Raw genomic sequence first — 9,910 nt, 5'->3', positions numbered from 1 at the left:
CGGGACCGCTTCATTTTTGGAGCGGTCTTTTTATGGTCCCAATCGACCGCTCCGCAACGTTCAGGGAACAGGAAACAATCATCGTGGACAAGGAAATAGCGACAATGGACTAATCCAGCATCATCAGGGACAAGGAAATGGAAACCGTAGACTGCTCCACAATGCCCGTGGACAAGTCCATGATATTGATGGACTGCTCCACGCGTATTGTGGACAAGGAAATAAGGCCTGTGGACTAGCCCATCATTCCTGTAGACAAGCCCATGGTTTGCGTGGACAGATCGCCAAACCGCCAAAAACCCTATAACCAGAGGCTTTTAGAATATTTAACACTGGGCGTTCCGGTTTGCAAGCGGAACAAATCGACCTGAAACCCAGAGAAAAACGAAGACAACTGTGGTGTTTCTTCCTTTAAATATCAAAAACTCTCCCCTCAGCCCGCTGCGCGGTCTTTTCCCATCTCTTCCTGAAGAGAGGGGACGAGTCAGAGCAATCCGTAGGATTGGGATCGACTCAGGGGTGAGTTAAAACTCATACACATCAAATAACATGCTTTTCGGGATTTGAGATCCCGAAACCGAAAAGCTGAGGATTGCAAATCCATTAGCAACACGGATCGGATTGCAAATCCGATCCAGCAAGATTCGTGCGGTAGCCGGGGCTTGTGGCAATTCCCCGTGCTGCAACAAAATACATCTCTACATTTGAGGCGAAATAACACCGGGAATAAGGGTTTAGCACCATGGAATGATTATGCTGCCACTTGGAATTATATAAATTCTCTAAGGAACAGGGATAATTCCATAGAGAATTTCTATTATTCCAAAGGGAATTGTCTCTCGGAGCTATGGAATAGCTTTAAAGCAACGTGGAATCATAGATATTCCATTTGGAAGCAAGGCAATTCTATAGAGAAGTTCTATTATTCCTTATGGAATTATCCTTCGGAACGACATCCATGGTTTGCATGGACAGATCGCCAAACCGCCAAAAACCTTATAACCAGAGGATTTTAGAATATTTAACACTGGGCGTTCCGGTTTGCAAGCGGAACAAATCGACCTGAAACACCAGAGAAAAACGAAGACAACTGTAGTGTTTCTTCCTTTAAATATCAAAAACTCTCCCCTCAGCCCGCTGCGCGGTCTTTTCCCCTCTCTTCCTGAAGAGAGGGGACGAGTCAGAGCAATCCGTAGGATTGGGATCGACTCGGGGGTGAGTTAAAACTCATACACATCAAACCACATGCTTTTCGGGATTTGAGATCCCGAAACCGAAAAGCTGAGGATTGCAAATCCAATCCAGCAAGGTTTTGTTTCCTATGATTTAGCGAACCGCCCAGTACGAGACCCGTACGCTGGGTGGTGTGAGGGGTTATCCACTAGGCTTTTAGCCTAGCGGCTTCCCACTCGATTGTATGCAGTTATTCTATTGAATTCTGTCCTAAATAATTTAATAAAGCATTAATTCGTCTTGTTTTTCGTGCTTTACTTTTTGTTCCAGCATTCATTGAAATCTGATATTCTGTTGTGAATGGATTTTCACTCTTATTTCTTAACTCGGTATAGAATGTGCCCAGTTTTTTTGCTAAATCTGTAATTTGCAGATTATTTGTTTGAATTACCCATGCAAGTCCAAATATACCATATAGGTGACTCACTCCATAAATACGATATTTTTCATAATCAAGATTAAAACTTTCCATTATATCTGTAATCGCATTAAATTGTTGCTCAATATTAGCTTTATCAAATGGATTTCGAATAGAATACTTTTCAAATAGTTCATCAACTAATTCGGTTCTATCACTTGCATAAATTTGGTTCTCTAATAAAACAAATAATAATTCAGAGATAAATTCATGATGTTCTAATCTATTTTTTTCAAGTTTACTTAAAATATTATCCCAAAATTTTAATTCAGAACATTCTCTAACTAAATTATAAAATTCAGTACTATGGAATTTTGCATTTCTTAATTCTTGAGCGGTTAAAGGTTCTCCATTTCTATTTAATCGGTCAAAAATATTATTAACAATACCAATCTGGTCTGTATCTACATACTCAATTGTTAACTCATATTTCCAGAAAGATTTTTTCCAACCATCAATTTCAGGATTTTCCAAGTCCTTGAAAAATAATCCGTTTAATTTCTCATTGCCAAAGGAATCACTACTGAAATCATCTGGAAGTGGAATTTCATTATTAATAAACGAAATTATTGTAGTTAGTCTTTGTTTTCCATCAATTACATCATAAATGGTTTTACCAGTATCAACATCAATGTGTTGATGTAAAAAAATAGGCGGCATTGGAAAATTCTTCATAATTGTATCAATTAGGAAGGACTTTTTAGTAGCTGCCCACACATTGGAAGGTCTCTGATAATCTGGGTTAAAATTATATTTGTCCAATTGACAATTTTCCCAAAATGTTGCAATATTTATATTATTACTATTTCTTTCTAATATTTTCATAGCTATTCACTTAAAGTTTTTGAATCATTATAAAAAATTACATTTTTAAAAAGTGTTGTCATAACTGCATTTAGGACTCTTGGAGGGTTAGGATTAATAACCTTAACATTACTAATCTCAGAAGATATATTTGTCAATAAAGTATCTACTTCTAATCTATCAACGTGCCAATAGGACATTCCGCAAAAAATTAATTCATCCTCTTTCGTTAGTTTTTTTGCTTGTTCTATTGCCTTCTCTCTTATAACTGAAGCCCATTTAAAATCTAATCTACTTGAATCACCGGCAGGTGGGATAATTGCATTTATTTTATTTAGTGCATCTAAATCCTGATATTTTATTGAAAACTCTGAAATATTACCATCATTTGAATCTGAGTCATAATCAATTTTAAAATCATCCACAACCTTTCTTACTTTATGACAGAAACTTATAGAGCCATGAGGTTTATAAATGTTAAATTTACTGTCAGTATCTCCAAAACCTACAATATCAAACGGAATATTTAACTTTTGCAATATTCGCTCTAACCAAATGTCGTAATTATATGTAATTATATGAACCTTAGAAATAGACGCACTATTATTTAACTTGCTAAAATACGATGACCAACCCCAATCTTCAAGATTAATGTTAGGCACATCTATTTGCTTGTCATAATTAACAAACAAAGCATAGAGAAATGCCGCTAGTTCTTTGTAGGCTTTTATGTAAATATTCGAATCATTGCGGTTGTTTTTCTGAAGAATATTGGCGCAAGTAATGATATCCTCAATTAATTCAATAGTTTGTTTTGCATCAGCATTAGGTCTTGCTCCTAAATTCCAAAGATTCGGACAATACTTAAAAGATAGAAATCCTGAATTGTTATTCCCTGGCCATGGAACTTTTTCTCCATTTTTAAAAAGATTTCTTGAATCAATTAAATTTATCTTGTCGATACTAAATAAGAAATCAAGTGTAAATCCATTTCCCAGTATTATATAAATATTCTTCATTTAAATATATTTTTATTCATTCTTTCTAATGACGCCCAACGTATTAGTATTTTATCCAATGTTCTTAACGAACGATGTTAAAAGTAGGAATAATCTTCGATTTGATCAGCAGTTTTTTAAAAGAGCTGATGAATAGTGGATAAAATTAAGTTGGACTGTTCCCCGCGCCGCTATGGGCCTGTTATGACTAAGGGTCGTGTTTTTAAATATCAATTGAGTGGTGATGTTGTTGCTTTGAACTGATTTTTTTCTCATTTCGCTTTTGTTTTGTTTGCTTGCGGGCATAACTTTCCCGTTGCCGTTTTCCTTCCAGTTCTGACAGGTACTGAGGCTTGTCGATCAGGGACAGGCATTGCTCTTTTTTAGCTCGTGCGTTTGCCGAAGCCAAAACTCCGAAGTACCTGATTTTGTAAAAACCCAAAGGAAGTACATGAAGTAGGAACCGTTTGACAAAGGTTTCATAAACGCGCACGGCACTCAGAAACAACAAACACAAAAAAAGACCATCCTTTCGGACAGTCTTTCTGATTTTTGGTTTTCTTCCCAGTCATGCGTCAGCATCCGCCTTGCACGCGCTTTTTCTTTTTATTTTTAATTACCGGAGGTGCTGCTGCCGGTGCATCCAATTCGGTGGCAGCTGGCGCGATGTCACCACCACCTCCGCCAAGAGCCGAGCTTGCAGCTTTCCGAAAATCGTATTTTGCGATCTCTTCATTCGGGCTGGTTGAAGCGGGTTTTTCAGGATTCATAATCGTCTCCACCCAGTAGTTCAAACCTCCCTGTAGCACATAGTTATTTTTGTACCCCAATTGGCGGGTAATCATCCAGGCTTCGTTAGCGTCAGTCGATCCGTTGGAATAAAACACATTCAACTTCACATCCTGATTAATGTAATATTCGTAATCTTCGGAGAGCAAGTTTTCCAACGGAACATTAATCGCTCCCGGCAGGCTAAACTTCTCGAATTCAGCTTTACTTCTTACATCAATCAGCTGTAACGAAGGATCTTTCTGAATCAACATATCAGCCACCTGGTCGGGATGAATAAATTGTAAATTTTCCCGAACTTCGTTGAGAAGTTGCCCGGCGGTTAATTTATAGGCTTTGGTGGTATTTGGCGGAACTGCTGCGATGATCAGTCCCAACGGTAAAATAACACTTGCTAATATTAGTCTTGGTTTCATCGTTTTATTTTTTTTTAATGTTCAACAATTGAATGATGGAAGCTTAGTGCTGATTGATTTCGTAATCATCACGGGCAAATTTTTTCTCAGCCCATTCTCCAACCCAAAACATACCGATTGCCACAATAGCAATTAAAAATGCCAATAGTCCGCGTGACATATTCAGCCAGTCGCTTAACAACGGGCTTCCCATATATTTCGCTTTAAAGAAGCCTTCCCACAATGGGTAACCTTCCATAAAAATGACAATACCAATCAGGATTCCTCCAATAAAAGCTAATGCATCAAGCTTACCAATGGCAGCCGCACAAAAGGAAGTTCCCGGGCAATAGCCACCCAAAATAAAGCCGGCACCCATAATTACTCCTCCACCAATAGCCGACCAAAGAAATGTTGGGTTAATATAGATGAAGCTGAGATCGATCCATCCAAAAAGGCTTAAAAACAAGAGGCCTATTCCTGCAGTAATAGCAGCGGTAAAAAACACTTTAAGCACAGTTGTGTCGTAGCCATAAAACATACCGGCCAAGCGGCGGCTGGATGAAAACCCATTGGCTTCGAGCACAAAGCCAAAGCCGATGCCAATCAAAAAGGCGATGAGTAAATTGGTATTGGGTGATATTATTTCGTTTACAATTAATGGTCCCATAATAGATTGAATTATTGCGTAATTGAATGAATGAATGGTTGAATTAAAGCCAAAGTTTTCGAACAAAATAGGCCATGCCAAAAGCGGTTCCAAAAATCGCTGCCATGGTAATGAAACCTCCGGCCGAAAGCACCGCCATTCCGGTGAGCGCCGATCCACTGGTACAACCACGCCCCAGTTGCGAACCAAACCCAAACAGAATTCCGCCAAACACGGCGAAAATGATCCTCACTTTGCTGGTCACATTGGGGCCTTTTTCAACTTTAAATTTCAAACGGCCTGCCACAGCTCCGGAAAGGAACCCTCCAACCAGTACCCCCAGCATCTCAAACACCAACCACGACTTCAACGGATGCGCATGTCCGCCCAGGTACTCTTGGTAAAAAGCCGTATTGGCCGTATGCGAAGGAGCAATAGCATTGATCCCTGCAACCAATGCAGCTTTTGGTGCACCACTTGCGCCTAAACCACGCCCCGACACCCAAAAGGCAACAATCAAAACCAATCCCAGCAAAACTCCACCGAGGTATGGATTCATGTATTTTTTAGCTTCTTTCATATCTGTATAAGTTTTATAGTTTTTTTAATTGTCATTTCTGAACTTGTTTCAAAATCTGTTTGCAATGAGATCCTGAAACCAGTTCAGGATGGCTCCCACTTTATGCTAGTAAAGCCAGCGGCTCATTTGTCCGGCATAGGAAATAATAAAACGAAGCATTAAACTTCCGAATAAAACCAAGACTACCGGGATATAAACCGGAATTTTCTTGTGGCGCAGCTCCATCAGCTCCAAAATCGCGGGGACGATCATTCCCAATACCACCACAAAAATCCAGAACGGTGCAGTGTAAGCTCCTCCCAAAAACATATCTGCAGCGTCAATTTGCACTTGCGTGCTGGCTCTGAACCCCATAAACATATGGATGATCAGAAACAATTCAATAACGATAAGCATGATATCTATTTTGGCAAAAACCACTTTCTCTTTCTTGCTTTGGGCAAACAAAATAATGGCAGCCGCACCTGCCGACAAACCGGAGGTCAGAAATAATGGCCCCAAAATAGAAGTATTCCAGAGTGGCCGGGCATTAAACGCAGAAAACAAAATACCGGTGTAAATTCCAAGGATAACGGAAAGAACAATGGTCACCCAGGCCAGCCCGACTTTATTCTTTAAAAAGAATGCATTCAGGTCTCTCAGAATGACATTTTTCCATTCCCACCCGGGGAAGTATTCCTGAATATGAATGGCGACCCAAATAATTGAAATCGGAGTAATAGCCATCAATGTCCATGCTCCCCACGACATAGGAGATTCCAATTTTATGGTTGTGTATAGTTGCCAGAAAAACAGTTTGTGACGTAAATCGAGAAACAATGCACCCAACCCGATCATTAAAATAAACGGAACAATAATAGGGGCACGACGAACAGCTCCACGATATTCGTTTTCTTTACCAAGAATAACATAAAGGGAAGCAAAAAACAGAATTCCTGCAGCTAATCCTCCCAGAAAAAGATAAAGCGGAATTTGCCAGTGCCATATTTCCAAATATGGATCAACGTTCGGGTTCAAGCGTCCGCTGGTAATAAGTTCTTCTCTCATCTTCTTACAATTTTAAATCAAATAATACACCTGAGGTTTGGTTCCGGCCTGCGGTATCAGGGTTTTAAACTTTCTTTTCTTCAACACTTTGGAGACTTCACTATTTGCGTCATCCAGATCGCCAAAATACATACATTTGGTAGGACACACCGATACACAAGCAGGTTGCAGTCCATCCTGAATCCGATGATCACAAAACGTACATTTGTCGACATATCCATCGGGGTGTCCATATCGCGCATCGTAGGGGCAACTGGTAATACAGGCACCACATCCAATACATTCGTGCGGAGTAACCTTGACGATCCCACCTTCGACATAATGGCTTGCTCCGGTTGGGCAACAACGAACACAAGGCGAATTGTCGCAGTGATTGCAGCGCTCAGAACGGATTTCGATCTCCAACTGTGGATAGGTTCCATCTGTTACCTCCACTATCCAATCGCGGCAATAACCAATCGGAACATTATTTTCCGTTTGACAGGCTACCACGCAATCGGCACATCCTACACATTTTTTTGTATCAACTGCCATCGCATATCTCATGATGTCACCTCACTTTCTTTTTCAAAACGGAAGGTTACGAAGTTGCCGCGCATGCCGGTTCCCCCCATTATCGGATCAACCAGCACCCGGGTAATCAACTGCGAGTCGCTTGCTCCCTTACCAAAAGCCCGACTTAATTTTTTATTGTTATGCCCAAAACCATGAACCATATACACTGAATCGAAACGAATGCGCTCTGTCACTCTCACTTTTATTGGAAAATCAGAAACAACACCATCCTGATTTTGCAAATAAATTGGCTGACCACTTTTCAGTCCCCATTCTTTAGCAACCTTAGGATTCACCCAAACCACATTTTCATCCATTAAATCAGTCAGGTTCGGATTGTTAGATGTTCGACTGAATGTATGCTGCGGTGCCCGGCCATAATTCAAATGATAAAAGCCGGCTGGCGGTTCCATGTGAGATGTGTATTTCGGCATAGGATCAAACCCCTCTTCAGCCAATGCAGTCGAATACAACTCGATTTTACCGGTATTGGTAAAGAAGTCAATATCCTGGCCTTTCTGATAATACAAAGGACCAAATTCTCGCGGTAGATTTTTCACGCCGATACGCTTCATCTCTTCCAGCGAAGATCCAATTTGCTTCAGTTCCCAATCCAGTTTGTCTTCAAATTTCTCCCAGGCAAAATAGTCGCCCAGTCCCATTTTATTGGCCAATTCTTTTGCAATCCAATAAGCCGGTTTAGTATTGTATTTTGGTTCTGCAGCAGGCATCCTCAATGCAATATTAGGCTCCCTCCCCTGTATCACCCGCAAATCATCCCAACGCTCTAAATAGGTGCATTCTGGCAGGACTACATCGGCATAACCTGTTATTTCCATTGGCATGGTATCGACCGTCACCATAAAATCCAAGTTTTGGATAGCTTCCAATGTCTTTTTCGGATCAGGTAGAGTCATGATCAGGTTTGTTCCATTCACAATCCAGGCCTTAATATGGCAATCCAAGTCAGCTGAAGGGATAGTGGCATCGCAAACTCCCGATGCAAGCGCCAGGTCTGCCAGCTTATACTTACCGCCCATCGCATCTCGCCAAGTGCGGGTAGGTTTAGGAAACTGAGGATGAGGATATGCTGGAACTGACGCTTTTTCAGGCACATAAAAACCACCGCGCCGCCCCCAGGAACCAAGTAATGCATTTAAAATTGCCACAGCACGTAAACGCTGGGTATCATCGCCATACCACGTCACATGACGCCCGGGGTGAATGATTACTGATGGAGCGGCATTCGCCATTTCCCTTGCCGTTTCGCGAATTACGTGCGGTTTGATAGTTGTAATTCCATAAGCCCATTCGGGCGTATAATTTTTAACATGAGCCTTTAACTGCTCAAATCCATAAGTGTACTTTTCAACGTAGTTTTTGTCGTACCATTCATTTTCTATAATTTCATGAATCCAGGTTAACAACAAAGCGATATCGGTTGAAGGTTTTATCGGCAACCAAAATTTTGATTTACTGGCAACAGTTGAAAAACGAGGATCAACCGTAATAATGGCGGCTCCTTTATCTATGGCATCCGACATTTCCTGAACCTGGCCATTGTGCATGTTTTCGCCCAAATGTGAGCCGATCAAGACCAAACAACGGGTGTCGCGGATATCTGTTGGTTCCGGAGAATTCAGTCCATCTCCAAACGTGGCGATAAAACCAACTTCACGAGGCCCCCGGCATTGAGCGTATGATGGAGCCGCAATATTTCCCGATCCAAAAGCTTTTAGCAAAGTGCCAAAATAGTGGCCTCCTGAACCATGTGTCAGTAAAGCCGTGCATTCTGCTCCGTGCTCATCCTTAACTTTTTGCAAGCCTTTCGCGACTACATCCAACGCCTCGTCCCAGCTGGCTTCCCGGAATGTTTGCTTTCCATCTTTGCCTGCAACCCGAATTAATGGCGACTTCAAACGATCTTCATCATGATACATTCCAACACCGCCGGTCCCGCGAGGACATAAGCGACCATTGCAATTCGGATCGTCATCATTACCAACTACTTTTTTGATATTACCTTCTTTGTCTTTATAAACCCATCCGGCGCACTTCCAAAAACAAACTTCGCAATAGGTTGGTGTCCGAAGAGTATCCAGCGGGCCAAAATCACCTAACTTGCTTTTTGAATTTATCTTTGTTGCCGAGCTTAATTGCTGAGCCCCGAAGATTAATCCGGCAGCACTTAAAGAGGATATTTTTATAAAATCACGACGTTTTTGTGCCATGTGTTTTTAATTTTATTTCCACAAACATACAAAACTCCTTATATCGAAATATGTAGAAACCTCAATATATCGACGAGCTTCGATATGTTGATTTTAAACTTGAAAAAACAACTCACACAAATTACTGAATTTCAAACGAAAGCAGAGAGATTGTCGCCTATTTAGATTTACTATAAATAAAGTGATAGCTCAATTTATATCTATTCCAAGC

General features: G+C 40.8%; 9 protein-coding genes and 1 pseudogene. 1 reads left to right on the top strand and 9 read right to left on the bottom strand.

Going from position 1 to position 9,910, the window contains the following annotated elements; genetic code table 11:
* The coding region (locus tag ACTB00_RS14045; protein WP_463300549.1) for a hypothetical protein at nt 1-307 on the top strand (307 nt) is incomplete at its 5' end.
* Nucleotides 308-1,423: 1,116 nt separating this feature from the next.
* Here the strand turns inward: ACTB00_RS14045 and ACTB00_RS14040 are convergent.
* From ACTB00_RS14040 to ACTB00_RS14000, 9 genes and pseudogenes are all read right to left on the bottom strand, one after another.
* A complete protein-coding gene (locus ACTB00_RS14040; RefSeq protein ID WP_463300548.1) occupies nt 1,424-2,476 on the bottom strand; it encodes a GmrSD restriction endonuclease domain-containing protein in 1,053 nt (350 codons plus the stop codon).
* A gap of 2 nt (nt 2,477-2,478) precedes the next feature.
* Entirely contained in the window at nt 2,479-3,474 is a 996-nt protein-coding gene (locus tag ACTB00_RS14035; RefSeq protein ID WP_463300547.1) for a hypothetical protein, read from the bottom strand.
* Between the two features lie 283 nt (nt 3,475-3,757).
* A pseudogene (locus ACTB00_RS14030) lies at nt 3,758-3,934 on the bottom strand (transposase); the annotation flags it as partial.
* Between the two features lie 94 nt (nt 3,935-4,028).
* Complete coding sequence (locus ACTB00_RS14025) at nt 4,029-4,658, bottom strand: rhodanese-like domain-containing protein (RefSeq protein ID WP_463300546.1); 630 nt, start codon at nt 4,656-4,658, stop codon at nt 4,029-4,031.
* Between the two features lie 43 nt (nt 4,659-4,701).
* Nucleotides 4,702-5,307: a YeeE/YedE thiosulfate transporter family protein gene (locus tag ACTB00_RS14020; protein ID WP_463300545.1), complete on the bottom strand. Its 606-nt coding sequence runs from the start codon at nt 5,305-5,307 to the stop codon at nt 4,702-4,704.
* A gap of 43 nt (nt 5,308-5,350) precedes the next feature.
* Nucleotides 5,351-5,866, bottom strand: a complete 516-nt coding sequence (locus ACTB00_RS14015; protein ID WP_159522319.1) for a YeeE/YedE thiosulfate transporter family protein — start codon at nt 5,864-5,866, stop codon at nt 5,351-5,353.
* 105 nt (nt 5,867-5,971) lie between these two features.
* Nucleotides 5,972-6,913 (bottom strand): NrfD/PsrC family molybdoenzyme membrane anchor subunit, encoded by a 942-nt coding sequence (nrfD, locus tag ACTB00_RS14010; RefSeq protein ID WP_463300544.1) that lies wholly within the window; start codon nt 6,911-6,913, stop codon nt 5,972-5,974.
* A 12-nt stretch (nt 6,914-6,925) separates the two neighbouring features.
* A complete protein-coding gene (locus tag ACTB00_RS14005) occupies nt 6,926-7,447 on the bottom strand; it encodes a 4Fe-4S dicluster domain-containing protein (RefSeq protein WP_201301055.1) in 522 nt (173 codons plus the stop codon).
* A gap of 8 nt (nt 7,448-7,455) precedes the next feature.
* The gene (locus ACTB00_RS14000; protein ID WP_463300543.1) at nt 7,456-9,699 is read right to left on the bottom strand and encodes a molybdopterin-containing oxidoreductase family protein; all 2,244 of its coding nucleotides are present in this window, start codon (nt 9,697-9,699) and stop codon (nt 7,456-7,458) included.
* Nucleotides 9,700-9,910: the final 211 nt, after the last annotated feature.

Source organism: Sunxiuqinia sp., assembly GCF_055140945.1.
Note: the sequence above shows the minus strand (reverse complement) of the source record. Positions and strands in the feature narration are given on the sequence as shown.

Excerpts from the sequence above, each read along its gene's own strand:
- nrfD (WP_463300544.1), bottom strand. The coding sequence starts at position 6,913 with ATGAGAGAAGAACTTATTACCAGCGGACGCTTGAACCCGAACGTTGAT.
- ACTB00_RS14040 (WP_463300548.1), bottom strand. The coding sequence starts at position 2,476 with ATGAAAATATTAGAAAGAAATAGTAATAATATAAATATTGCAACATTT.
- ACTB00_RS14005 (WP_201301055.1), bottom strand. The coding sequence starts at position 7,447 with ATGGCAGTTGATACAAAAAAATGTGTAGGATGTGCCGATTGCGTGGTA.
- ACTB00_RS14025 (WP_463300546.1), bottom strand. The coding sequence starts at position 4,658 with ATGAAACCAAGACTAATATTAGCAAGTGTTATTTTACCGTTGGGACTG.
- ACTB00_RS14000 (WP_463300543.1), bottom strand. The coding sequence starts at position 9,699 with ATGGCACAAAAACGTCGTGATTTTATAAAAATATCCTCTTTAAGTGCT.
- ACTB00_RS14020 (WP_463300545.1), bottom strand. The coding sequence starts at position 5,307 with ATGGGACCATTAATTGTAAACGAAATAATATCACCCAATACCAATTTA.
- ACTB00_RS14015 (WP_159522319.1), bottom strand. The coding sequence starts at position 5,866 with ATGAAAGAAGCTAAAAAATACATGAATCCATACCTCGGTGGAGTTTTG.
- ACTB00_RS14035 (WP_463300547.1), bottom strand. The coding sequence starts at position 3,474 with ATGAAGAATATTTATATAATACTGGGAAATGGATTTACACTTGATTTC.